At 59.0% G+C, this 23,790-nt stretch carries 22 protein-coding genes and 3 tRNA genes; 12 read left to right on the top strand and 13 right to left on the bottom strand.

The features are described 5' to 3' along the window. Together EX00_RS27870 and EX00_RS27865 are read right to left on the bottom strand one after the other, a co-directional pair. Positions 1-597, bottom strand: a 597-nt coding sequence (locus tag EX00_RS27870) for a GTP-binding protein (RefSeq protein ID WP_047465152.1), incomplete at its 3' end; no start/stop codon positions are given. 417 nt (positions 598-1,014) lie between these two features. After that, entirely contained in the window at positions 1,015-1,434 is a 420-nt protein-coding gene (locus EX00_RS27865; RefSeq protein WP_047465149.1) for a DUF3597 domain-containing protein, read from the bottom strand. 318 nt (positions 1,435-1,752) lie between these two features. On the opposite strand from EX00_RS27865, the gene EX00_RS27860 reads away from it, so the two are divergent. Further along, positions 1,753-1,974, top strand: coding sequence for a hypothetical protein (locus tag EX00_RS27860; protein ID WP_047465146.1), 222 nt, complete (start codon positions 1,753-1,755; stop codon positions 1,972-1,974). A gap of 196 nt (positions 1,975-2,170) precedes the next feature. On the opposite strand, the gene EX00_RS27855 is transcribed toward EX00_RS27860, so the two are convergent. Then, positions 2,171-2,244 (bottom strand) — tRNA-Gly (locus EX00_RS27855). Between the two features lie 24 nt (positions 2,245-2,268). After that, positions 2,269-2,353, bottom strand: a tRNA-Tyr gene (locus EX00_RS27850). 196 nt (positions 2,354-2,549) lie between these two features. Between EX00_RS27850 and rlmB the strand changes: the two genes are divergently transcribed. The 3 genes from rlmB (at position 2,550) to EX00_RS27835 (ending at position 5,102) form a co-directional block, all read left to right on the top strand. After that, a complete protein-coding gene (gene rlmB, locus EX00_RS27845) occupies positions 2,550-3,458 on the top strand; it encodes a 23S rRNA (guanosine(2251)-2'-O)-methyltransferase RlmB (protein WP_047465142.1) in 909 nt (302 codons plus the stop codon). 40 nt (positions 3,459-3,498) lie between these two features. Next, positions 3,499-4,197 carry a protease inhibitor Inh/omp19 family protein gene (locus EX00_RS27840; RefSeq protein WP_047465140.1) on the top strand — a complete coding sequence of 233 codons (699 nt, stop codon included), beginning with the start codon at positions 3,499-3,501 and terminating at the stop codon, positions 4,195-4,197. A 110-nt stretch (positions 4,198-4,307) separates the two neighbouring features. Further along, complete coding sequence (locus EX00_RS27835) at positions 4,308-5,102, top strand: class I SAM-dependent methyltransferase (protein WP_080761337.1); 795 nt, start codon at positions 4,308-4,310, stop codon at positions 5,100-5,102. A 12-nt stretch (positions 5,103-5,114) separates the two neighbouring features. Here EX00_RS27835 and EX00_RS27830 read toward each other — a convergent pair whose 3' ends face one another. The 3 genes from EX00_RS27830 to EX00_RS27820 all read right to left on the bottom strand — a co-directional run bounded on the left by EX00_RS27830 (position 5,115) and on the right by EX00_RS27820 (position 6,034). Continuing rightward, positions 5,115-5,414 carry a hypothetical protein gene (locus tag EX00_RS27830; protein ID WP_404944047.1) on the bottom strand — a complete coding sequence of 100 codons (300 nt, stop codon included), beginning with the start codon at positions 5,412-5,414 and terminating at the stop codon, positions 5,115-5,117. 112 nt (positions 5,415-5,526) lie between these two features. Beyond that, positions 5,527-5,796, bottom strand: a complete 270-nt coding sequence (locus EX00_RS27825) for a hypothetical protein (protein ID WP_007691964.1) — start codon at positions 5,794-5,796, stop codon at positions 5,527-5,529. 162 nt (positions 5,797-5,958) lie between these two features. Then, positions 5,959-6,034 (bottom strand) — tRNA-Thr (locus EX00_RS27820). 171 nt (positions 6,035-6,205) lie between these two features. Here EX00_RS27820 and EX00_RS27815 point away from each other — a divergent pair. Then, a complete protein-coding gene (locus tag EX00_RS27815) occupies positions 6,206-6,979 on the top strand; it encodes an NAD kinase (protein ID WP_047465129.1) in 774 nt (257 codons plus the stop codon). Positions 6,980-7,036: 57 nt separating this feature from the next. Here EX00_RS27815 and prfB read toward each other — a convergent pair. The 3 genes from prfB to EX00_RS27800 form a co-directional block, all read right to left on the bottom strand. Continuing rightward, positions 7,037-8,168, bottom strand: a protein-coding gene (gene prfB / locus EX00_RS27810; protein ID WP_155294143.1) for a peptide chain release factor 2 whose coding sequence is annotated in 2 segments (ribosomal slippage) — positions 7,037-8,098 and positions 8,100-8,168 — 1,131 coding nt in all. Because the reading frame shifts where the segments join, the coding sequence is not laid out codon by codon here. Between the two features lie 126 nt (positions 8,169-8,294). Beyond that, entirely contained in the window at positions 8,295-10,760 is a 2,466-nt protein-coding gene (locus EX00_RS27805; RefSeq protein WP_047465124.1) for a penicillin-binding protein 1A, read from the bottom strand. A gap of 261 nt (positions 10,761-11,021) precedes the next feature. Further along, a complete protein-coding gene (locus EX00_RS27800; RefSeq protein ID WP_404944046.1) occupies positions 11,022-12,290 on the bottom strand; it encodes an N-acetylmuramoyl-L-alanine amidase in 1,269 nt (422 codons plus the stop codon). 632 nt (positions 12,291-12,922) lie between these two features. On the opposite strand from EX00_RS27800, the gene EX00_RS27795 reads away from it, so the two are divergent. Then, positions 12,923-15,817, top strand: a complete 2,895-nt coding sequence (locus EX00_RS27795) for an Rne/Rng family ribonuclease (RefSeq protein WP_047465122.1) — start codon at positions 12,923-12,925, stop codon at positions 15,815-15,817. Positions 15,818-16,198: 381 nt separating this feature from the next. On the opposite strand, the gene EX00_RS27790 is transcribed toward EX00_RS27795, so the two are convergent. Both EX00_RS27790 and EX00_RS27785 read right to left on the bottom strand, forming a co-directional pair. Then, a complete protein-coding gene (locus EX00_RS27790; protein ID WP_234709124.1) occupies positions 16,199-16,696 on the bottom strand; it encodes a hypothetical protein in 498 nt (165 codons plus the stop codon). Between the two features lie 228 nt (positions 16,697-16,924). Continuing rightward, positions 16,925-18,082, bottom strand: coding sequence for a pyridoxal phosphate-dependent aminotransferase (locus EX00_RS27785; protein WP_047465226.1), 1,158 nt, complete (start codon positions 18,080-18,082; stop codon positions 16,925-16,927). Positions 18,083-18,294: 212 nt separating this feature from the next. Here EX00_RS27785 and EX00_RS27780 point away from each other — a divergent pair, with 212 nt between their 5' ends. From EX00_RS27780 to EX00_RS27755, 6 genes are all read left to right on the top strand, one after another. Further along, positions 18,295-19,062 (top strand): DsbA family protein, encoded by a 768-nt coding sequence (locus EX00_RS27780; RefSeq protein ID WP_047465120.1) that lies wholly within the window; start codon positions 18,295-18,297, stop codon positions 19,060-19,062. Between the two features lie 212 nt (positions 19,063-19,274). Continuing rightward, complete coding sequence (gene aroQ, locus EX00_RS27775) at positions 19,275-19,712, top strand: type II 3-dehydroquinate dehydratase (protein WP_047465118.1); 438 nt, start codon at positions 19,275-19,277, stop codon at positions 19,710-19,712. A gap of 24 nt (positions 19,713-19,736) precedes the next feature. Further along, on the top strand, positions 19,737-20,201 hold the full coding sequence (gene accB / locus EX00_RS27770) for an acetyl-CoA carboxylase biotin carboxyl carrier protein (RefSeq protein WP_047465115.1): 465 nt from the start codon (positions 19,737-19,739) through the stop codon (positions 20,199-20,201). Positions 20,202-20,205: 4 nt separating this feature from the next. After that, complete coding sequence (accC, locus tag EX00_RS27765; protein ID WP_202903781.1) at positions 20,206-21,558, top strand: acetyl-CoA carboxylase biotin carboxylase subunit; 1,353 nt, start codon at positions 20,206-20,208, stop codon at positions 21,556-21,558. Between the two features lie 6 nt (positions 21,559-21,564). Next, positions 21,565-22,188 (top strand): leucyl/phenylalanyl-tRNA--protein transferase, encoded by a 624-nt coding sequence (aat, locus tag EX00_RS27760; RefSeq protein WP_047465112.1) that lies wholly within the window; start codon positions 21,565-21,567, stop codon positions 22,186-22,188. Positions 22,189-22,541: 353 nt separating this feature from the next. Beyond that, the gene (locus tag EX00_RS27755; protein WP_047465111.1) at positions 22,542-23,180 is read left to right on the top strand and encodes a DUF1062 domain-containing protein; all 639 of its coding nucleotides are present in this window, start codon (positions 22,542-22,544) and stop codon (positions 23,178-23,180) included. A 70-nt stretch (positions 23,181-23,250) separates the two neighbouring features. On the opposite strand, the gene EX00_RS27750 is transcribed toward EX00_RS27755, so the two are convergent. Beyond that, positions 23,251-23,688, bottom strand: a complete 438-nt coding sequence (locus EX00_RS27750; RefSeq protein WP_047465108.1) for a DUF2155 domain-containing protein — start codon at positions 23,686-23,688, stop codon at positions 23,251-23,253. Positions 23,689-23,790 lie beyond the last annotated feature (102 nt).

Here is a 23,790-nt window from a genome sequence, read left to right as displayed (position 1 = left end):
CGTCGGGATGTAGGCGTCAACAGCAGCCATCAGCTCGCGGATCGCGTCTTCGCCGATGGTCTTGTTGCTGTCGTTGAGCGCGGCAAGAGCCGAACCCTTGACGACCGGGACGTCGTCGCCCGGGAAATCGTAGGACGACAGAAGTTCGCGAACTTCCATCTCGACGAGCTCCAGAAGCTCGGCGTCGTCAACCTGGTCGACCTTGTTCAGGAACACAACGATCGCCGGTACGCCAACCTGGCGGGCGAGCAGGATGTGTTCGCGCGTCTGCGGCATCGGGCCGTCGGCGGCCGAGCAAACCAGGATCGCGCCGTCCATCTGGGCGGCACCGGTGATCATGTTCTTCACATAGTCAGCGTGGCCGGGGCAGTCGACGTGCGCGTAGTGGCGAGCAGGCGTCTCATATTCAACGTGTGCCGTCGAAATCGTGATGCCGCGCGCCTTTTCTTCCGGTGCGGCGTCGATCTGGTCATACGCCTTGTACTCACCGAAGTACTTCGTGATCGCTGCCGTCAGAGACGTCTTGCCATGGTCAACGTGGCCAATCGTGCCGACGTTAACGTGCGGCTTATTGCGCTCAAACTTACTCTTTGCCATTTGAATGCTTCCTGTGAACGTAAATGAGTGACCCCGGCGAACCGGTTTAGTGCCGCCGTTTAAGGCTTTCGTCGCATTTGCGCAAGACTTAATTGCAGGCCCTGTTCTCGGCTAGGTATGGCCGATAGTGGGCGGTGAGCCGCCCCTGGCAATGATTCGCCGCGAAGGTTTCGCCAGCCGATCCGGAAAGACATAAAAGCATTTGCCGGTTCAGCGGCTTAGATAGGTATGTCAAGGAAATAGTTCCAGATGCCGGGAGCAAGATCGCACCCGCATTGGTCGAGCCGAAGACGCCACGTCAACGAAAAACGCCCTCTCCGGTCAGGGAAAGGGCGCCAAAAACCGCGATCACGCGATCGCCTATCTCACATCGACTTATGGCGCCCTTCACTTCAGGGCGCCACGAGCCTGCTGCGATCAATCGAGCAGATCGGCCGGCACCTTGCCGCCATTGTCCGAAAGCTTCTTCAGAAGCGCCTTGTGCAGGAAGATGTTCATCTTGGCGGAATCGCCCGCGTCGCCGGCATAGCCCAGCTCCTGCGCAAGCTCCTTACGTTCCGTAAGGCTCGCATCCATCCCGAGCGCCTTCATCAGATCCACGATCGAATGTTTCCAATCGAGTTTCTGGCCGCTCTTTTTCACGGCCGCGTCGAGGATGGAAGCGATATCCACAGGGGAAGCCGCTGTCGTCGAAGCCGGCGCGCTTGTGGCAGGCGGCGTAGATGAAGGAGCCGATGTCGGCGCAGTACCAGCGGTGGTTGGTGTCGCGGTCGGGGGAGCTTCGGCAGCCTTCGCCTCTCCCCAGATTGCGCTCTTGATCTTGTCGAAGATACCCATGTGCATTCCCCCGTTTCGGTTGGCGTACAAATATCTATCGCTCATTCAAATATAAGCAACCCCTCACGCCAAAGATGCATAGCTGAATATCCTATGGAGCGCGCGGGATGCGTCCAGACAGGCATAACCGGGCGCGGCATCGGTTTCACCCGAATGAGATCGGCGCGATCAATCAGTGGATGTGATTTTGGTGCCGGCCGCGAGCTATCAGCCTTGAATAACGCGGATGTCGTATCGAAGAGTGCATCGCAACATTCTACTATCGACTTTGCTAATACAACATGCATTGATAGCGCGTCGTTCATTTGGAGATTTGAGATGGCATTAGCTCAGCTGACAAGTGCGGATGCAAGTATCGGCACGATCTACGTGAACCCCTCTAATGTGGTGTATGTCGCCACAGCACCGAAATACACCATCATCGCTACAACAGTGCCTAATTCGAACGGTGTGCCATTTCTCCTGTACGTCGCTGACAGCGTCGAACAGGTAAAGCAGAAGCTCAACATTGCCATGGGCAAAATAGCCACTCCTGCTTGATCTTAGCAAACACCTCCGACCTCTAGCTCTATTTTGCCCGGTCTCGCCGAATCGGTGGGATCGGGCAAGATCGGCGCAGCAGTAGCGCGATCTGAACAGCTACCCCGTCGTGGAGGGCGCCCAGATATCGGCCCTTTCGTCGTCGGTGAGGACGATGAGAAGACCTATTGGAAGAATCATATAACGATTGAGAATATGGAGCGGGTAGCGGGAATCGAACCCGCGTATTCAGCTTGGAAGGCTGCTGCTCTACCATTGAGCTATACCCGCGGGTGGTCAAGATCCGGTCCGGAATGGTGGAGGGAGTTGGATTTGAACCAACGTAGGCTGAGCCAACGGATTTACAGTCCGTCCCCTTTAACCACTCGGGCATCCCTCCAGTATTCCGACTGGATCTTGCGACCAAGCTTGCTAGACCAGCGTCACCGCTTCGATCTGCGCCGCGTATATGACCGGCCCGTTTCCGTCTGTCAACACAAGGAATTGCCAAAAATGACGAAAAAATTTCAGTCTTGAGGAAAACGCCTGGACGAAAGAGGACTATGCGCTCCGAGGCGCTGTCGCTATAAAGCCGCATGAGCAAAGATAAAACATTTGGCCATTCCGGCCCTGAAACCCCCGTCGATGACAACTCGGCCAAGGACACGCATTACGCCACACTGCGGCGCGCGCATCGCGATGCCAAGCGCGAGCGCGGCGAAATCCCGACGCCTGTGCCACAGAAACGCAAACGGCCTGGCGCGGACGACTGGAAGCCGCCAGCGCTGGCGCCCGATCAGGTCTATCTCTATGGCCTCCATACGGTTCGCGCCGCCCTTGCCAATCCCGAGCGGAAGAACATCAAGCTGTCGGCTACGCAGAATGCGCTGGTACGGCTCGAGATCGGCCCCGTCGACGCACTCAGCATTCCGTTCGAGATCGTCTCGCCGCAGGACATCGACAAGGTATTAGGCCCTGAAGCAATCCACCAGGGCGTGATGCTGGAGACCCGCCCCCTGCCCGTTCGCCGCCTCGAAGCGCTGAGAGACAGCCCGTTGCTGCTGGTGCTCGACCAGGTGACCGATCCCCACAATGTCGGCGCGATCATGCGCTCGGCCGTGGCCTTCGACGCAGCCGCCGTCATCACCACGCAGCGTCACAGCCCGACCGAATCAGGCGTACTGGCGAAATCCGCCTCCGGCGCGCTGGAACTCATCCCTTATATACAGATCACCAATCTCGCCGATGCGCTCGGCGAACTGCATCGCCTCGGCTTCGTCAGCATCGGCCTTGATTCGGAAGGACCGGCGCCGCTCGAAGGCACGTTTTCGGGCGAGAAAGTCGCTCTTGTCCTCGGTTCGGAGGGCAAAGGACTACGCCAGAAGACACGGGAAACCGTGAACGCCCTGGCACGACTCGACATGCCAGGCGCGATCAAGTCGCTTAACGTCTCGAACGCCGCCGCCATCGCCCTTTATGCGGCACGGTCCTATCTGAGAACCTAGCGGCACTCCGCCGCCGCAGCAGATTTTGGGAGAATTTGCCTTGATCCGTAGTTTTGGTCTCGCGGCGGTTTTCGCCGCCGTCATCCTCGCCGCCGGCCAACCGGCGCGCGCTGCCGATGATGAACTTGTGAAGGCGCAGGCAGGCACCTGGCTGCTGGCGCCCGAGAGCGGCGCCAAGGGCTGCCGCCTCACCTTCGAGACCGGGAAAACGGCCGGCGGCTATGCTATCAGCGGCGCGGATGCCTGCGCGACCGCCCTGCCAGCACTTGCCAGGGCGAGCACCTGGAATTTCACCGACGACGGCTCGCTCACCATCAGTGACGCGACGCAGAAGGTGCTGGTTCGCCTTCAGGAGGAGGAGGGCTCGCCTTGGGAAAGCGAAGGGGCCGATCCGATGTGGCTGCTGCCGGCGCTCGGCGATGTCGATCATGTCCCGAGCGCGGCAAGCCTGAGCGGCGCCTGGCAGGTCCGGCAGCCGGACGGCAAAGCCATCTGCGATGTCACGTTGTCCAGCGAGACAGACAAGGACGGCACATCGAAAATGTCACCGGGCAGCGACTGCCCGGCCAATATCGCTGATCTCAAGCTCTCCCTTTGGGCCACGGAAGGTTTCGGGCTGGTGCTGATGGGTACCGACGGCTCCTCGCTCTCCTTCGACATGCAGCCAGATGGCAGCTTCAAGACATCCGACGAAGAAGAAGGAGATCCGATGCTGCTGGTGCGCAAGCAAGGCGGCTAGGAAGCAGCTTTCTCGTCCGTGGGTTGACGTTCGGGAAATACGACTATGTAATATTAGGCTTTACTAAAACTTGTCCTGATAAGACATATCGGAAAACGGGCGCGGCGTGCATGATCCCATCGAATATCCGTAAATTCATCTTCCACGAGTTGCGAAGTGTTGAAGGATATATCGATCCGCCTGATGCCCTTGTTTATCTTTCCATCCTGGAGCGCCAGCGGGAGCTCGGATTGGATGGCGGCGTCGCTGAAATCGGCGTCTATTTCGGCCGCTCCTATTTTCTCCTGAAAAAGATCACCTCGCCGGACGATCAGGTGCTCGGCATCGATCTCTTCGACATCGGCGAAATGTCGAACGGCATGTCCGAGCAATATCGCTCGTTTCTGAGGCATGGCGACCGGCTGGGCCTGCCGGTCAACAAGGACCTGCTTGTCGCCAGCGATAGCGCGGAACTGCTGCCAAAGGATATATTGGACAAGGTCGGCAAGGTTCGCTTCTTCAGCATCGATGGCGGACACACACTGTCGAACATCATGGCCGATAGCCGGCTGGCAAAAGAGACCGTCGCCGATCATGGCGTTATCGTCTTCGACGACACCTTCAACCCCGCCTGGCCGGAAGTGACCGTCGGCGTCGCCGATTTCCTGCGTGACAACGATGCAGGCTTTTCGGCCTTCTGCATGACAAAATACAAGACCTATGTCTGCCGACGCGAATTTCATGATTTCTACCGCGCGACGATCATGCGGGCACCGCATCTCAGAGCCTTCGAACGGGCGGAAACGCATTTTCTGGGATCGGACGCCGTGCGCCTGCACAACCCCTTCGGCCGGCGCATTCTCTATGAGCTTATGACCCGTTCAGGCATGGGCGCGCTTTCGGAGCGCGCCTACCGCTGCCATTAAACCGGAGCCCGTTCAACGAACCGCAATCGGTTGAGGATGCCAAGCCGATTGTTGCCACAGCGATCGCTGAGTGACCGGACATCCTTCTTGCAGCTTCGACCAGGAGGTGACGTTGAGGTTCATCTCGCACTGGGCAAGATAGCTCCTGCCACCCACGGTCATGCAGGCGACCTCGCCGATCGCATGCTGTTTTCCATCGCTGTTCTTGCAGTAGCAATCCTGGCCGGCCAGCGCCGGCGTAGTTGCCATCACCGCGCTCACGACGAGCGATACTCCCAAGACGATATGCCTGAATGCCTTGCGCATGGCCATTCCCTCGTCCGCAGTCGAAGGAGAAGTTTATGCCCATTTCTGGCGTTGTAAATACGCCCGCATTCGCAGCGGATTAGCCTTACGAAGACCCTATCAGACCAACGAGGCTCGGCTAGTGAACCGCCGGATCGGAGTCGTCAAAAAACGTCTTGATGCCATCGCGGGCAACCGTCGCCAGGAACTCGTCAAACGCCTCACGATCGGTCGCAAACGGCTCTTCCCATTCGATCAGGTCCTCGTCGGGCGTAATCACTTCCATCCGCCAGTCCTGCTGGGTGCCTGCCGGACGGAAGATATCCACGAGCACGGTCATCCCGTCCTCGGTGAATTCGCCGGAGAGCTCGGAGTGTTCGAGTTTGGGCTTCTTGGGCTTACCGGTCATATCTTTTCACACCTAGAAAAAGAGAATCGCATGTTGGCGATCATCATGAATACCCAAAGGATGACATTTCCAATCATGCCGTCCAATCATGCTGGCGCAAATACCTTCTCGCACTGGGCGATCTGGCCGCCAACTCATGAGATGTTCAGTCATTGGGAAAAGTGGTGCCCCCGCCAAGGTTCGAACTCGGGACCCCCTGATTACAAATCAGGTGCTCTACCAACTGAGCTACAAGGGCACATCGGCATGCCAAGTAGCAGATTTTGATTTCCTGTAAAGAGGAAAAACGGCCATTCGGCCTCGAGCCGGCGGATCGGCCATCCCCTTGTGGATTCACCAGTCTTTGCAAAACGTCTTGTCGCATAGGGGGAATATCATTTACCTAGTATGACTGTTCAAAGGACATTGCATGTCACGCGCTTTTCAATCTGTTTGTTTTCTCGCCTCCACAGCGCCGGAAGCCCAGGCTGCCCGGCAGGAGCTGATTCGCCTTTACGGCCAGACGCCGCAGGCGAATGCCGATATCGTCGTGGCGCTCGGCGGCGACGGCTTCATGTTGCAGACACTGCATAATACGATGAACTCCGGCAAGCGCGTCTATGGCATGAATCGCGGCTCCATCGGTTTCCTGATGAACGACTATCGCACGGAAAACCTGCAGGAGCGCATCGAAGCAGCCGTCGAGAACGCTTTTCATCCGCTGCAGATGACCACGCGCAATGCGGATGGCAGCAGTTGCGTTGCGCTCGCCATCAACGAGGTGTCGCTGTTTCGCCAGTCCTATCAGACGGCCAAGCTGAAGGTCGAGATCGACGGCCGCGTCCGCCTGCCGGAACTGATCTGTGACGGGCTGATGGTGACGACGCCGGCGGGCTCCACCGCCTATAATCTCTCCGCCCATGGTCCCATCCTGCCGCTGGAAGCGCCGCTGCTCGCCATGACACCGGTCAGCGCCTTCCGTCCCCGCCGCTGGCGCGGTGCCCTTTTGCCGAACAAGGTGACGGTCGACATCACCGTGCTCGAAGCGGAAAAGCGCCCGGTTAACGCCGCAGCCGACAATACCGAGGTCAAATCGGTCGTCGGCGTCCGGATCATGCAGAGCGAAGATACGACGGCACGCATCCTGTCCGATCCGGACAGGTCGTGGTCGGACAGGATCCTGGCGGAACAATTTTCGGATTGAGGATTGCCACAAAAAAAGCCCCGTCTCCGGGGCTTTTTATTCAAACAGATCCTGACCTCAGTCCACGTCGTCGACGACGGCATCGGCTGCGCCGCTGATGCGGTGCGCGAGCGCTGCTTCCATGAACTCGTTGAGATCACCGTCGAGCACATCGTCGGGAGCGGTACTGGTGACACCCGTGCGCAGGTCCTTGACGAGCTGGTAGGGCTGCAAGACGTAGGAGCGGATCTGGTGGCCCCAGCCGATGTCGGTCTTCGACGCGGCTTCGGCATTGGCCGCCTCTTCCCGCTTCATCAACTCGGCTTCGTACATACGAGCGCGCAGCATGTCCCACGCCTTGGCGCGGTTCTTGTGCTGCGAGCGCTCCTGCTGGCATTGGACGACGATGCCGGTCGGGATGTGCGTGATACGCACGGCCGAATCGGTCGTGTTGACGTGCTGGCCGCCGGCGCCGGACGAACGATAGGTATCGATGCGGCAGTCACCTTCATTGATATCGATCTGGATCGAATCATCGACGACCGGATAGATCCAGATCGACGAGAAGGAGGTGTGACGGCGTGCATTGCTGTCATAGGGCGAAATGCGCACCAGGCGGTGAACGCCCGATTCGGTCTTCAGCCAGCCATAGGCATTGTGGCCCTTGACCAGAAGCGTCGCGGACTTGATGCCGGCTTCTTCGCCGTCATGGACTTCCAGAAGCTCCACCTTGAAGCGCTGGCGTTCGGCCCAGCGGGTATACATGCGCAAGAGCATGTTCGCCCAGTCCTGGCTCTCCGTGCCGCCGGCGCCGGAATGGACTTCGACGTAAGTGTCGTTGGAATCAGCTTCGCCCGACAACATGGCTTCCACCTGCCGGCGCGCAGCCTCCGTCTTCAACGTCTTGAGAGCGTCTTCGGCCTCGCGAACGACACCGGCGTCGCCCTCTTCCTCACCAAGCTCGATCAGCTCGACATTGTCGGCAAGCTGCTGCTCAAGCGCGCGCACGCCGCTGATGCCGTCATCAAGCTGCTGGCGCTCGCGCATCAGCTTCTGTGCTTCGGTGGCATCGTTCCAGAGGTTCGGATCCTCTGATTTATTATTCAACCAGTCCAGTCGTCTTACCGCCTGATCCCAGTCAAAGATGCCTCCTCAGCAGGCTTATGGCCTGCTTGGTTTCGTCGACAATTTTCTCGATTTCCGCTCGCATGATCCTGCTTCTTCGTTCGGCGGCTCGATGTGAACCGCTGCTCAATTCAAAGAGTGCTGGTGACATAGATACACATGCCGCGGCTGTAAAGCCCCGCGGCATGTTCATTGGACAAATCCGATTGGATCAGAAGAGGCCGCCGGAACCTGATGTGACCGCCTGATTGGCCTGCGGCGAGGTTCTAAGAATCTCCTCGGGCGCAACCTGCGCCGAAGCATCGCCGCCGCCGATGACCGTGAAGGTCGTGGCCGGACCGGTGCCGGGCTTGAAGGCTTCCATGATGGCGTTCGGATCGCCGGGCTGAGCCGCCATGCCGGTCCCGCGATTGACCGCCGTGATCGTCATGCCCGCTGGAACCTGGAACTTCTGCGGTGGCTCATCCTTGGTGGCAGCCTGCATGAATTCGTTGAAGATCGGTGCGGCCAGCGACCCGCCGGTTCCGCCGCGACCAAGCGTGCTCGGCGTATCGTAGCCGATATAGAGGCCCGCAACGAGGCTCGGCGTATAACCGACGAACCAGGCGTCCTTCTCATCGTTGGTCGTACCGGTCTTGCCGGCGACATCGGTATTCAACTTGATCTTGCCGGCGGCGGTGCCACGAATGATTACACCCTGCATCATCGAGGTGACCTGATAGGCCGTCATCGGATCAAGCACCTGCTCGCGGTTGTCGGCGATCACAGGTTCATCCTGGCTCTTCCATTCGCTGACATTGCAGGCCTCACAGACACGCTCCTCATGCTTGAAGATGGTCGCGCCGTAACGGTCCTGAATGCGGTCGATCAATGTCGGCTTGATCTGCTTGCCGCCGTTGGCAATGACCGAATAGGCCGAAACCATGCGCAGCACCGTCGTTTCGCCGGCGCCGAGCGACATGGCAAGCACCGGATTCATGCGATCATAGATGCCGAAGCGATTGGCATATTCGGCGACGAGCGGCATGCCCATGTCGGCGGCAAGACGCACGGTCATCAGGTTGCGAGAATGCTCGATGGCAAAGCGCAGCGTATGGGCGCCACCGCCCTCGCCTTCATAGTTTGTCGGCTTCCAGACATCGCCATTGCTAAGAGTGATCTGCAGAGGATCATCGAGAATGACCGAAGCCGGAGTGTAGCCATTGTCCATGGCCGCTGCATAGACGAAGGGCTTGAAGGACGAGCCGGGCTGGCGCTTGGCCTGGGTGGCACGGTTGAATTCCGATTGCGCATAGGAGAAGCCGCCGACCATGGCGAGCACGCGGCCGGTATGCGGATCCATCGCGACGAGGCCGCCCTGCACTTTCGGCGGCTGACGCAGGCGATAGGTGCTGGAATCCGCGCCGCCGGTCTTCTGGGCGAAGATCACATCGCCGGGGCTCAGCACGCCGCTCGGCGATTTCGCGGTCTTGCCGCTGCCAGCCAGGCGGAACGCCCAGCGCATATCGGCGGCGGCGATGGTGCCACGCTTGCGCTCGGTCGCAACCCTGCCGGCGGCATCGACGCTTGGCTGCAAGCCGATATCGACCGTCTGGTCGGATACCGAAAGCACGACGGCAAGCCGCCACTCCGGAACGTCATTCAGAGCCGGAATCTTGGCAAGCTCCGGACCCCAATCCTGCGATGTCGCGATCTGCTTGATAGGGCCATGGAAACCACGGCGCTCATCATAGTCGATGAGGCCGTCCTGCAGCGCCTGGCGTGCTTCGAGCTGCATCTGCGGATCAAACGAGGTGCGCACGGAGAGGCCGCCCTCATAGAGGGCCTTCTCTCCATATTGGTCGATCAACTGCCGGCGAACTTCCTCGGCAAAGAAATCCGAGGCGGCGAGCGATGGTCCGCTCTTCGGCGGCACGACGCCGAGGGACTGCTTCTTGGCCTCTTCACCATCGCTCTGGCTGACATAGCCGTTCTCGACCATGCGGTCGATGACCCAGTTGCGGCGGGTCATCGCAGCTTCGGGATGGCGGAAAGGATTGTAGTTGGAAGGCCCCTTGGGCAGCGAGGCGAGATAGGCCGAATCGGCGATGGTCAGTTCATTGACCGATTTGTCGAAATAGGTGAGTGCGGCACCGGCTATGCCATAGGAATTGAGCCCGAAATAGATCTCGTTGAGATAGAGCTCAAGGATCTTGTCCTTGCTGTATGCCTGCTCGATGCGGAAGGACAGGATCGCTTCCTTAAGCTTGCGGTCGAAGGTCTGGTCGGACGACAGCAGGAAGTTCTTGGCGACCTGCTGTGTGATCGTCGATGCGCCGACAAAGCGGCGGCCGGAACCGATATTCTGCAGGTTGACGGCGACCGCGCGCATCAGACCACCGACGTCGACGCCAGGATGATTATAGAAATTCTTGTCTTCGGCGGAGAGGAAAGCGGCCTTGAGGCGGTCGGGAATGGCCTGGATTGGAATAAACAGCCGGTTTTCCCGCGAATATTCCTTCATCAGCGCGCCGTTGCCAGCATGGATGCGCGTCGTTACCGGCGGCGCGTATTTCGCCAGGACCTCGTAGTCCGGCAAATCCTTGGAGACGACGCTCAGATAAATAGCTGCCGCGGCTGCAACACCCAGGAACAGGATGCAGCCCAGTCCAAAGAAATATCCTATCAGTCTGACCATATGATGCTACCGGTGCTTCTTCTTCATGCGGCACATATGCGAGATCATCGCATATTCACGGGCGTTTTGCACGCTCACGGTGTTAATGCAAGACGGCAACAACACAAAGCCGTGCATGCTCTCCGTGGGCGAACGATACTTTGCTGTAAAGGCGGGAATGTGAGCAAAATAGGGCTCACTACCGGTATTTGCCATTTCATCCCGGCCTATTAGCAGCGGCTGTTACATGGAAGACACGAATGGCGGCCGCCGTCCATACCTTTAACCGCCATTCGCAACGGTCGAAACGCGGTATTGTTTGACGGCTTCGGTTAACTGACCGACCAGCTTCTGCCGCCAATCGTTGTCGAGCAACAGCTTCTCGTCATCCTTGTTCGACAGGAACCCCAGTTCGAGCAGGATAGAGGGCACGTCCGGCGCCTGCAGCACGCGGAAGCCGGCGTGGCGATGCGGATTGTTGATCATGGCAATCTGGCCGTTGAAGGAGGTCAACACGTCCTGCGCCAGCGAAATGGAAAAAGCCTGCGTCTCGCGCCGGGTCAGGTCCATGAGGATATCGGCGACCGCGGCGGGCTGGGCTTGCGTCTCCGCACCGGCGAGCTGATCGGAATTGTTCTCGCGGTCGGCCACTTCGCCGGCGAGCTTGTCGGAGGCCCTGTCGGAGATGGTATAGACCGTCGCGCCGCGAATATCCTTCTGCTTCAACGTATCGGCATGCAGCGATATAAAGAGTGAGGCATGGTTCTGCCGGGCGATGGTCACGCGTTGCGACAGCGACAGATATTCATCCTTGTCGCGCGTGAGGAAGGCCTTGATGCCGGGCTGGGCGTTCAGCTTGTCGGCCAGGAGCTTGGCATAGGCGAGCGTGATTTCCTTCTCCTGCGTGACACCGTCGCTGGCGGTGGCGCCGGTGTCGATGCCGCCGTGACCTGCATCGACGGCCACGAGAAAGGTACTCGGATCGGGCTTTTCCATCGGCACTACCGGGCCGACATCCCTCGCCGTATCGTCATTGGTCCAGCTTTGCTGTTTGACAAGCTCGGCGAATTGGCCGGCGGGCACCATTTCGGCGTCGAGCACAAGGCGATGCCCCTTGCCGCTTTCGTCGGGCTGCACCTTGGCCATGACCAGCTTCACTGGCTTCGTTGCCGTCAGCACGATACGGGCGCTGTCCTCATCCATCGTGCCGTAGCGGATATCCTTGAAAAGACCGATCGGCTTCAGGTCGGCAGCCGGAAAACCGAAGGCGGTTGCCGGAAGATCGATGACGACACGCACCGGATTGTCGAGATAGTGGACGGAGAACGCCGGCTCGCGGTCCATGTCGATGACGATGCGGGTACGGGCGTCATCGCCGGCAATGCGGGCACCATAGGCAAGCACGGGATCGGCGGCGGCCTCAGCCGTCGTAAGCGGAGAAACAATTGAAAGAACCGTCACGGCGAGAGCCGCTATTGCAGTTCGCAAAGCCCTCACGCCATTCTCCGTCCCGCGCCGCGATCCCTTTAACAACTGCCCACCGCGCCCCATATTCAATCCGATGTTGTTTTTGAAGTCCAAAAAGGACGGGAAAGCCATCGATAGCGCGATAGTCTTTGATGTGACGGCGCGCCGCATAAAGAATCGGAAACGCGGTCCCCGCACCTTCCTCATCCGACGAATCCATCAATATTATGGCATACTTGGCTTTCCCCTTGCTATTGTGACAGATAAAACATACAACGCATATTAGGGTAGAAGTGTTGACGGGATAGAGTCGCCGCAAAGGCAGCCGCCTCGAGTACTAGGCGCCATAAGCGGCCGTCATCCGCCGTCTCCAGTGCTTCTGCTCCCATACTGGATATCTGGATTTCCTGTTTTGCGCGGGAAATTCATCGGTGGATAGCCACCAAACGCTCTTTAGAGAGCACATTCATCGGACCCGAACATTGGGTCTAAGGCATTGTCGATCTCGCTTGGTTACGGATGTTACCGCAGCAGCTTTCTCAAGAAGTGAACAGACCCCGGGGAACTAACGTCCCGGCTGCTGTCTGGCTGTTGTCATCGCAAAACAACCAATCGCGACTTTCATTATTCGGTGCAGCAGTGGTGGATTGTATCCGGCTTGTCTCAATGACAGGCCGGGCTCTTCCCGCATGCCGGCGCCGAGGAGCACAACTTTCATGGCAGACAAAATGCTTATCGACGCGTCTCACGAGGAAGAGACGCGCGTTGTTGTCGTTCGCGGGAACCGCATAGAAGAATTTGACTTCGAGTCTCAGCACAAGAAGCAAATCCGCGGCAACATCTATCTCGCCAAGGTAACCAGGGTAGAACCCTCGCTACAGGCCGCTTTCGTTGATTACGGCGGCAACCGGCACGGCTTCCTGGCCTTTGCCGAAATCCATCCCGATTACTATCAGATCCCGCTCGCCGACCGGCAGGCGCTCTTGAGGGCGGAAGCCGAAGAGCATCGCCGCGACGACGATGTCGAGCATGTCGAAACGGCGCTCGATCTTTCCCAGCAGGATCAGCCTGACGTTGGCATCGTTCAGAAGGACGAAGTCGCCGCGGCCGATGACGCTGTCACGGCGGCCATCACCGAAGAGGCCCCTGCCCTTGAGGCAACTGCTCCCGCTGCCGAGGCGGAAGCACCGGTCAAGAAGGCCAAGCCGCGCCGCAGCCGCAAGAAGGTGGTTGCTGAAGCTCCCGCCGACGACGCACCCGTCGCCGAGGCAAAGGTCGACGCCCCCGGCGAAGACGAGGAAGGCCCGTCCGGTTCAATGGCCGCGATGGTTGAGACCGACTCGATCTCCGAAGACGTCGACGTTTCCAAGCGCCGTCATGACGATGACGACGATGATGATCACGACCATGAAGAGGAAGTGATCGAATCCGTCGGCGCCGAAGACGCCATGGAAGAGGTTCCGGACCGCGTGCAGCGCAAGCCGCGCAAGCAGTACCGCATTCAGGAAGTCATCAAGCGCCGGCAGATCCTGCTGGTGCAGGTTGCCAAGGAAGAGCGCGGCAACAAGGGTGCTGCTCTCACCACCTATCTCTCGCTTGCCGGCCGCTATTCGGTTCTGATGCCAAACACGGCACGCGGCGGCGGTATCTCCCGCAAGATCACAAATCCGCAGGACCGTAAGCGCCTCAAGGAAATCGCAAAGATGCTCGAAGTGCCGCTGGGCATGGGCGTCATCCTGCGTACCGCCGGCGCCAACCGCACGAAGGTCGAGGTTAAGCGCGATTTCGAATACCTGATGCGCCTGTGGGAAAACGTCCGTACGCTGACGCTCGCGTCGACCGCTCCCTGCCTCGTCTATGAAGAAGGCAGCCTGATCAAGCGCTCGATCCGCGACCTCTACAACAAGGACATCAGCGAAGTCATCGTCTCCGGCGAGGAAGGCTATCGTGAAGCGAAAGACTTCATGAAGATGCTGATGCCGAGCCACGCCAAGGTGGTTCAGCCCTATCGCGACATCCACCCGATCTTCTCGCGCTCCGGCATCGAGGCGCAGCTCGACCGCATGCTGCAGCCGCAGGTCACGCTGAAGTCCGGCGGCTACCTGATCATGAACCAGACGGAAGCGCTGGTGTCGATCGACGTCAACTCTGGCCGCTCGACCCGCGAACATTCGATCGAGGATACGGCGCTTCAGACCAACCTCGAAGCCGCCGACGAAGTGGCCCGCCAGCTTCGCCTGCGCGACCTTGCCGGCCTTGTTGTCATCGACTTCATCGACATGGAAGAAAAGCGCAACAACCGCGCTGTCGAGAAGAAGCTGAAGGAATGCCTGAAGAACGACCGTGCCCGTATCCAGGTCGGCCGCATCTCGCATTTCGGTCTTCTGGAAATGTCGCGCCAGCGCATCCGCGCGTCGGTTCTGGAAAGCACCACCCAGGTCTGCTCGCATTGCGGCGGCTCCGGCCATGTGCGCTCGCAGTCCTCAGTCGCGCTGCATGTTCTGCGCGGCATCGAAGAGTATCTGCTCAAGAACACGACGCACGACATCACCGTCCGCACGACACCTGAAATCGCGCTTTACCTGCTCAACCACAAGCGTCAGACGATCGTCGACTATGAGAGCCGCTTCGGCGTTGCCATCATCATCGGCGCTGACAATGCCGTCGGTGCACAGCATTTCGCGATCGATCGTGGCGAGCCGGTGGAAAATCCGGTGAAGATCGAAACCCTGTTCAACTTCGCCGCCATTCCGGAGGATGATGACGACGATATCGTCATCGAGGCCGATGAGGACGAAGACGAAGAACTGGAAGAAAAGGCAGCCAGCGTCGAGCAACAGCCTGTTGCCCGGTCTTCCGAGAGCAATGACGGCAACCGCAAGCGCAAGCGTCGCCGCCGTCGTCGTGGTCGCGGCAGCGATGCCCAGACAGCTTCCCAGTCCGATGACACCTCCGCCGAAGACGGCGATGAGGATGGAGACGAAGGCGACGAGGACGATAACAACGAGAGCAGCGAAGTCTCGGCCGTTTCCGGCAGCGATGACGATGACGCTCAGCAAAAGCGCAAGCGTCGCCGTCGCGGCAAGCGTGGTGGTCGCCGCAATCGTGATGGCGAAGGCAATGAATTGGCTGCCGGCGAAGAATCCGGTTCCGACGAAGATGCTGACGGTGAGGATGACGGCGACAACGACGTCTCGGTAACTGTCGCAGAGACCGTCGTTGCCGAAGGCGAAACCGCCGTCGAAAGCCAGCCGGCCATGGCCGCTGTCGAGACGGCATCCATCGTCACCGAAGATGTGAAGCCTGCCAAGAGCCGCAGCCGTCGCAAGCCGAAGGCGGAAGCATCGCCTGTGGAAGCCCCGATCGTCGAAGCTCCCCCTGTGGTTGACGTCGAAGCCGAAACGGTTGCCGAAATCGCAGTCGATCTCGATACCCCGGCCGAACCGGTCGTAGCGGCCGAGCCCGAAGCAGCCAAGCCGGCTCGCGCCAACCGCGAATCGAATGTCACCTCCTCCGAGCCGGTGGTCAAATCCACCCGCACGAACGAGGCCACCGATAGCGACGGCAAGCCGAAGAAGGCTGGCTGGTGGCAGCGCCGCGGGTTCTTCTGAACTCTGCTGTTCGGAACGAATTAAAAAACCGGCCGTGGTGACACGGCCGGTTTTTTTGTTTTGAAAGACAGCGGGCGGGTGCGGCAGATTATTCTTTTCCGACCCAACCTCGACCTTCAGTCCCGCCTTCTTCACAGTTTGATTCAAGGGTTTCCTGAAATACCTTCAAAATCAGTCGCAAGTGATTGATATAGGATTCTATTTGAGGTTTATCCTGTTCACACAGGCATTCACTGTAAGCGATACTCTTGCATGATGAACGCCCGCGCTCGTTTGTATCAGCAGGACAAGCGAAAACTTGTTTCCCAAAGGCAGGTCAACGACAGGCTCCCATGACTGAAGAAGGTCACTTCGGACTTCGCCGACAACTACCGAAGCGCGTCAGTGATTGAGAACCAAGCGTAACTCGCCCAGCACCACGTAGGTTCTTGCCTGTAGGCCAACCTTCATGAAAACGGCAGACTGGCCGCTTGCACAGTCATGCGGAACAAAATCCTTCGGCAATATCTCTTCGATTGACGAGGAAATTTCGTGCTTTGATAAGACATCGAGATTCTTTGACCGTTTGAAAGAAGCAATCTCGATTGCTTCTTTACCAATCAGCACGAACGCAAAATGCCCTTCGTCTGAGGAATATTTGCTCGCAGCAAGATATTTGTTCACCCTCACGGCTACCAACTCTTTTGAGGGCAACCGATCTTGGTAGGGCTGGAGCAAGCAAACCGTCTGAGCTTCGAACGATGATAGATTAGAAAACTGGGCGGCCTCGCCAACCTTGAATTTGTTGAAATCGTCTTCTTTCAAAGAGCCAGCATTGGCGAAAGGTCCGTAGGCAATCACAGCCACAAGACCAACAAACCTGATGAAATTCACCTGCATTCGCTTCCTCCAGGATCGACACAAGACACAACCTTCTGTTGCTGCAATTGCTAACACGTCCTCGTGGTTTTTTTACAGGGGACATGTTCAAGAAAATCGGATCGATTGTCGAACGCCGGATTCCACCTCAATTGTATCCTTCAGGTGAACTGACGTTGTGGGTCATCGCGGCTATCATCCGTCAATAACGCCACTCATGGTGTTTACCTGTAGCGGGATAAGCCTTTTCTATTTCAGCCAGGCGGCCATACGCTCCACGGCTTCCTCGATCTCCGTATTCGAGCCGGCATAGGAGATGCGCATCGCGCGGTGTCCCTCGATCGGATCGAAGTCGAGGCCGGGCGTGGCGGCGACGTTGATTTCGGCCAGCATCTTGCGGGCAAAGGCCATGCTGTCGTTGGTGAACCTGCTCACATCGACATAGGCGTAGAAGGCGCCGTCCATCGGCGAGGCGATGGAGAAGCCGATTTCAGGCAGGCGCTGCGTCAGGAAATCGCGGTTGCGGCGATAGCTTTCGCGATAGACATCGAGTTCCGCCCCTGCCCCAAGCGCCGCCGTGGCGGCGATCTGCGATAGCTCCGGCGCGGAGATATAGAGGCTTTGGGCGACACGCTCGATCGGGCGCACCAATCGCTCCGGCAGCACCATCCAGCCGATGCGCCAGCCGGTCATGCAATAATATTTCGAGAAGGAGTTGATGATGATCGCCTCGTTCGTCAGTTCCAGCGCGCTGGTCTCCTCGCCGACGAAGGTTAGGCCGTGATAGATCTCGTCTGAGATGAAAGCGATCGAGCGATCGGCGCAATAATCGGCGAGCGCCTTCAACGCCGCCCTGCCCGTCACCGTGCCGGTGGGATTGGCGGGGCTTGCAAGCAGCACACCCTTCAGCCGCTTGCCGCTGGCCGTCTGTGCAGCCTCCAGGCTTTCCGGCGTCAGCGTAAATTGCGTTTCCGCCGTGACGGGCACCTCGACGACATCGAGCCCGAGGGCGGCCAGGATGTTGCGATAGGCCGGATAGCCGGGCCGGGCGATGGCAACGCTATCTCCCGGGTCGAACAGCGTCAGGAAGGCGAGATTGAAACCGGCCGACGAACCGGTGGTGATGGCGATCCGCGCGGGATCGATCTCCAGCCCATGCCGCGACCGGTAATGGCCGGCCAGCGCCTGCTTCAGCGCCAGTGTGCCGAGCGCGTCGGTATAGCCGATGCGGCCATGATCGAGTGCTGTGCGTGCCGCCTGAAGCGCTGCCTGGGGTGTCGGGTGCGACGGCTGTCCGACGGCCATGGAGATGACCGCATGCCCCGCCTGCCGCCGCCGTGTCGCCTCCGCCAGCACGTCCATGGCATGGAAGGGTTCGACATCGCTGCGTTTGGATAGGGAAAACAAGGTCACTTCTCTCTTCGTATCGGATTGGCGTGTGACAATTGCCGCAATATCGGTCCGTTCACAATCCCGCGATTGCGGCTTCGCCGTGAAAATTCCTGTTTCTGGAAATAAGCATGCACCGTAAATTGCCCATACCTATTTGCGGATTTTAACCCGGCGGTGCTATGTCGGCCCGAAGATGAAGTCTTAGCATCGACTCGAACGAGGACCCAATGACCCTTTTTTCCAAAACTCTGCTGACGGTTTCGGCGGTTGCCATTGCCGCATCGCTCGCCTTCGTCCAGCCCGCAGCCGCACTGGATGATCAGCAGAAGAAGGAGTTCGGAGAGTTCATCAAGGAATATCTCGTCGAGCATCCGGAAGTCCTGCTGGATGCGCAGGCCGCACTTGAGAAGAAGCAAGATGCAGCGCGCCTCGCCCAGTCGAGCCAGGCGGTTACCCAGAACAAGGACGCCATCTTCAATTCCAAGAGCGATGTCTCGATCGGCAATCCGAAGGGCGACATCACTGTCGTTGAGTTCTTCGACTATAATTGCACCTATTGCCGCCATGCGCTCGGCGATATGGAGACGCTCCTGAAGCAGGACACGAATGTGCGCTTCGTGTTGAAGGAATTCCCGATCCTCGGACCGGATTCGGTTGCAGCATCAAGGGTCTCCGATGCTTTCCGCAAGCTGGCGCCTGAGAAATATGCCGCGTTCCATCGCGCGCTGCTGGGCAGCGACGGCCGCGCCTCGGAAGACAGCGCTATCGAAGTCGCAAGCTCGCTCGGCGTCAGCGAGGCGGCGATCCGCGCCGAGATGGCCAAGAGCCCCAACACCGATTCGGTCAAGGCCACTTACCAGCTCGCCACCGATCTCAATGTCACCGGCACGCCGGCCTATATCATCGGCAACGAGACGATCTCTGGCGCCATCGGCCTCGAGGCCATTCAGCAGAAGATCGCCAATGTCCGCAGTTGCGGCAAGACCACCTGCTGACCCAAGGGGCCTGACGACCCCGCTCGGTCGCCAGACAGGCAACACTCCGAAAGGGGCGCAGGCCTTTACGAAACCGAAACGCTTCCGGATTGAGCGCAAAATCGCCAAAATCGGGGCGTTTCCACACCAGACATGCGCGCCCTCTTATCTGGGGGCTTTCCTACAGGCCCTCGGGAGTCTATAGGTTGCGCTGCACTTTGACGGAACCTCTGATGGCGCAAACCATTTTCGTCCTGAACGGACCCAATTTGAATGCCCTTGGCAAGCGCGAGCCGGGCATCTATGGCGGCAAGACACTCAAGGATATCGAAGCCGATTGTAAGTCCGTGGGCGAAGGCCTGGGCTTCGTCATCGATTTCCGCCAGAGCAATCATGAAGGCGTGCTGGTCGACTGGATGCACGAAGCCGGCGATACCGCCGCTGGCGTTGCGATCAATCCCGGGGCCTATGGCCATACGTCGATCGCGCTTCACGATGCGATCCGGGCGATTTCCATTCCTGTGGTGGAGGTTCATATTTCCAACATCCACGCACGCGAAGAATTCCGGCACAAATCGATGATCGCGCCCGCTGCCAAGGGCATGATCTGCGGTTTCGGGCCTCACAGTTACATCCTGGCGCTGCACGCGCTGAAATCCATCACGCAATAGCAAGAATTACAGGGCACAACATCCATGGCTGAAAAGAAAACGGGTATCGACCAGGCGCTGATCCGCGACCTCGCCAATATTCTCAATGAAACCGATCTGACCGAGATCGAAGTCGAGCAGGAAGATCTGCGCATCCGCGTTTCCCGCGCCGGCACGACGCAATATGTTCAGGCGCCGATCGCAGCCCCGGCCTATGCCGCAGCAGCCGCCGCCCCGGCAGTAGCCGCCGCTCCCGTCGGCAAGGTACGCAATCCGGATAGCGTCATCAGCGCTCCGATGGTCGGCACCGTCTATCTGGCGTCCGCACCGGGTGCAGCGGACTTTGTCCAGGTCGGCTCCGTCGTCAAGGAAGGCCAGACGCTGCTCATCATCGAAGCGATGAAGACGATGAACCAGATCCCGGCGCCCAAATCCGGAACGGTGACCGAAATCCTCATCAAGGATGGAAGCCCGGTCGAATACGGCGAAGCCCTGGTGGTCATCGAGTAAGCCCATGCCCATGATTTCGAAGATACTCATAGCCAATCGCGGAGAGATCGCCCTTCGGGTGCTGCGCGCCTGCAAGGAGCTTGGCATCGCCACCGTTGCCGTGCACTCGACAGCCGATGCCGACGCGATGCATGTGCGTCTGGCGGATGAAAGCGTCTGCATCGGCCCGCCGCCGTCGCGCGAAAGCTATCTCAACATCCACCAGATCGTTGCCGCCTGCGAGATCACTAGCGCCGATGCCGTGCATCCGGGCTATGGGTTCCTGTCGGAGAATGCCAAGTTCGCCGATATCCTCGATGCGCATGGGATCACCTTCATCGGCCCAACTGCGGACCATATCCGTATCATGGGCGACAAGATCACCGCCAAGACCACAGCGCTGAAGCTCGGCATTCCCGTCGTTCCCGGTTCGGACGGCGAAGTGAAGACCGAGGCGGAAGCGCTGAAGACGGCCAAGGAAATCGGCTATCCCGTGCTGATCAAGGCAACCGCCGGCGGCGGTGGCCGTGGCATGAAGGTTGCGCGCACGGAAGCAGATGTCATTGAGGCCTGGTCGACGGCTCGCACCGAGGCCGCCGCCGCCTTCGGCAACGAATCCGTCTACATGGAAAAATACCTCGGCAAGCCGCGCCACATTGAAGTCCAGGTGTTCGGCGACGGCGAAGGCAATGCCATCCATCTCGGCGAACGCGATTGCTCGCTGCAGCGCCGCCACCAGAAGGTCTGGGAAGAAGCCAATTCACCGGCGCTCAACGTTGAGCAGCGCATGAAGATCGGCCAGATTTGCGCCGACGCCATGATGAAGCTGAAGTACCGTGGCGCCGGCACGATCGAGTTTCTCTACGAAAACGGCGAGTTCTATTTCATCGAAATGAACACCCGCCTGCAGGTGGAGCATCCGGTCACGGAAGCGATCACCGGCATCGACCTCGTGCACGAACAGATCCGCGTCGCGTCGGGCGGCGGTCTTTCGGTGACGCAGGACGAAGTGCATTTCCACGGTCATGCCATCGAATGCCGCATCAACGCCGAGGACGCGCGTACCTTCGTGCCCTCGCCCGGCACGATCACGCATTTCCATGCCCCTGGCGGTCTCGGGGTGCGCATCGATTCGGGCGCCTATCAGGGCTACAAGATCCCGCCCTACTACGACAGCCTGATCGGCAAGCTGATCGTGCACGGCCGCACCCGCGTCGAATGCATGATGCGCCTGCGTCGTGCGCTCGACGAATTCGTGGTCGACGGCATCAAGACCACCCTGCCACTGTTCCAGGATCTGGTTTCCAATCAGGATATCGCCAACGGCGATTACGATATCCATTGGCTGGAAGACTACCTGGCGAAGACTACGGTCTAAGCGCCCATGGCACGGCCGCGCGGCAGAAATCCCGGCATTACTCCGGAAATTCTGCTGCGCGCCTATTCCATCGGGCTCTTCCCGATGGCCGAATCGGCCGATGATCCGGAAATCTTCTGGGTCGAGCCCGAGTTGCGCGGCGTCCTGCCCCTCGACGCCTTTCATATTTCGAAAAGCCTGGCGAAGACCATCCGCCAAAAACCCTTCGATATCCGCTTCAATACGGATTTCGATGGCGTCATTGCCGCCTGCGCCGAACAGACCAACGGCCGGCCCAGCACCTGGATCAACAAGACGATCCGGTCGCTCTATTCCACACTTCACCATATCGGCCACGCCCATTCCGTCGAGGCATGGGAAGGCGACAGACTGGTCGGAGGCCTCTACGGCGTCTCGCTCGGTTCGGCTTTCTTCGGTGAAAGCATGTTCTCACGCCGCACGGACGCCTCGAAAATCTGCCTGGTGCATCTGGTCGAGCGATTGAGAGAGCGCGGCTTCACCCTGCTCGATACGCAGTTCACCACCGAGCACCTGAAGACATTCGGCGCGATCGACATGCCGAAGGATGAATACGCAAAGATGCTGGAAAAGGCGATGGAATCGCCCAATTTGAGCTTCTCCGGCAGTTAAACTCAATTTCCTAAGCGTCTTCAAAAATACCGGCATGTCACTGGCTTCAACTCTAAGCTTTTGTCTGCTATCGCTCGACGTGAAGAGTGTTGGCGCGTCGAGGTTTCACTTTGCCTTCGTAAATACCGGTCTCATCCAATTTCACCCCGTATGTGGGGCGGCTCATAGCTGCCCGGCGTATGATCATGTTCACCGGGTGGTGGCCTGAGACCGGTTTGGCATTGTTGACATGCGCCATGCGCAGCCATTGCTGTCTCAGCTCTTCATCCGTCCAAAACATCGCCACACCGCGCCCGTAAAGGGCTTGTCTTGCCGCCAGCTTGGTGAACTTCCGAACGGAAGACCAAGACGGTATGTGCTCTATTCTCAAGGTCCGATGGACCATCAATCCCCGAACTGCCCCGCAACCATCGATCGCCTGCAGCGGCTGCGGAGGACTCAAGCCCTTCAGATCTAGCGGCAAGATCAGGCTCAACGCCAACGGCAAGAAACTCGACGCCTGGCTCGTCTACAAATGCGCGGCCTGCGACAAGACATGGAACCGCACGCTCTTCGAACGCCAGAATGTTCGTGGCCTTGTCCCTCTCGCTCTGGAGGCGCTGCAAACCAACGATCCCTCATGGATCAGGGTGCAGGAATTCGACCTCGAGGCATTGCGGCGCAAAGCTCTGCGCGTCGACGAATTTGCCGATGCCGATGTGCAGAAAGAGGTGCTGCACGAAACGGTTGGCTGGACAGTGCTGGACATCGAGCTTGCGGTCACGCTTTCCTTCAGTGTGCGCCTGGACCGCCTGCTTGCCTCGGAACTCGGCATTTCACGATCCCGGCTTCAGGCTCTGCATAAAAGCACGAAGCTGCAAATCCACCCGGATCGCGCCGACGCCATGCGGCGAAGGGTCAAGGGCGGCACGCGCATCGTCATCGATCTCAGCGACCAAGCCGATCGACATCCGGTTGGGTTGGCTGCCGCGTCGCCAGGAGAAAATGGCTGACGAAATAGCCCGCGGAAGGACTATTCCGCGGGCGAATCTCACAAGATTTTCGGTGCCTGGAAAAAGCGCGTTACTTGCCGGCCGAATCCGGTGGCGGAACGTCCGACTTCTGCTTGCACTCTTTCAACCAGACGTCATAGATCGGATGCTCGACGGCGTTGAGGCCAGGGCTGTCGGCAAACATCCAGCCGGTGAAGATACGGCGGATGCGGCGGTCGAGCGTGATCTCGTCCACTTCGACAAAACCATCGACCTTCTGCTGCTCGGTATCATCGCGCGAATAGCAAGCCTTCGGCGTCACCTGCAGGGCGCCGAACTGCACGGTCTCGTTGAGATAGACATCAAAGGTGGTGATGCGACCGGTGATCTTGTCGAGGCCGGAGAAGACGGCAACGGGATTGGAAATACGCGCCGCCTCGGCGGTCGGCGGCAACAGGGCTCCCGCCGCTAAAGCAAGAACTGCCGCCGATATCGCACGCAAAGTAGCGCTCCGCGTGAAAAACGTCATATCCGCCAATCTCCGCTTGGTCTCGGTCAAAGCGCCGAGCACGAGCCGGCATGTTCTGCGCCTATAGGCCAATTGTGGCCAAAGGACGAGCCGGCTTCCTAT

It is taken from the genome of Martinezella rhizogenes (assembly GCF_000799715.1).
Lineage (GTDB): Bacteria > Pseudomonadota > Alphaproteobacteria > Rhizobiales > Rhizobiaceae > Rhizobium > Rhizobium rhizogenes_C.
Note: the sequence above shows the minus strand (reverse complement) of the source record. Positions and strands in the feature narration are given on the sequence as shown.